This window comes from Roseomonas sp. TAS13 (genome assembly GCF_001950415.1).
GTDB lineage: Bacteria > Pseudomonadota > Alphaproteobacteria > Acetobacterales > Acetobacteraceae > Roseomonas > Roseomonas mucosa.
In genome coordinates this window covers 1-842 of record NZ_BDLP01000741.1, presented here as the reverse complement: position 1 = coordinate 842, position 842 = coordinate 1, and the positions used below count along the sequence as shown (strand labels likewise).

The 842-nt window shown below is 72.7% G+C and carries 1 protein-coding gene and 1 pseudogene; both read left to right on the top strand.

Annotated features, from left to right (window positions below):
• Positions 1–171: 171 nt before the first annotated feature.
• Positions 172–522: a flagellar motor switch protein FliN gene (gene fliN, locus ROTAS13_RS25250; protein WP_139323607.1), complete on the top strand. Its 351-nt coding sequence runs from the start codon at positions 172–174 to the stop codon at positions 520–522.
• A 2-nt stretch (positions 523–524) separates the two neighbouring features.
• Positions 525–842: pseudogene (locus ROTAS13_RS25245) on the top strand (response regulator); the annotation flags it as partial.

Genomic DNA, 842 nt, shown 5'->3' with positions numbered 1-842 from the left:
TCGCCTTACGGTGGAGCTGTGCGTAGATGTGATCAAGAGACAGGCCCTGCCGCCCGGCGACGCGCGCATCGCCTGGCGCGGCGGCGGCCTCGCTTTGGTTCTGGCGGAGCGTCGCGCCGCCATTCGCGAGGCGATGGCCTCGCTCGGCTTCACGGATGAGGAAATCCCGTCATGAGCGGACAGTTCGAGCCCCTCGCCACCCAGGGTGCCCCCCAGAGCACCGCCGCTGGCGGCACGCTGGCGCAGGAACGCGGCACGCCGGGCCAGGCAGGCACCCCCGGCCTGGGCGCAGTCTATGACATTCCGGTCCAGGTCAGCGCCGTGCTGGGCCACGCCACGATGCAGGTGAGCCAGCTCCTCAAGCTGGGGCGCGGCGCCGTGGTGGAACTCGACCGCAAGCTCGGCGAGGCGGTGGACATCTACGTCAACAACCGCCTCGTCGCGCGTGGCGAGGTGGTGATGGTGGACGACAACCGCCTCGGCGTGACCATGACCGAGATCGTCAAGACGGACCGGAGCTGAGGATGACACGCCTCCTCATCGTCGGCAGCCTGGAGGGCGAGCTCGGCCAGGCCGCGCGCATCGCCCGGGCCGGCGGGGCGCGGCTGGCGCAGGCCGACGGCGTCTCCACCGCGATCGCCCATGCCCGGGCCGAGGGCTGCGACCTCGTGCTCTGCGACGTGCTGCACGATGTCGCCTGGCTGGTGCAGGCGCTGGAGGCCGAGCGCATCGCCTGTCCCGTGGTGGCCTGCGGCCGCTCCTCGGACGCCGCGGCGGCGGTGCGGGCGATCCGGGCCGGCGCGCGCGAGTTCCTGCCGCTGCCGGCCGAGCCCGATCTGATC

Bases quoted from the DNA above. Each gene is read 5' to 3' on its own strand.
- fliN (WP_139323607.1), top strand. From the start codon at position 172: ATGAGCGGACAGTTCGAGCCCCTCGCCACCCAGGGTGCCCCCCAGAGC.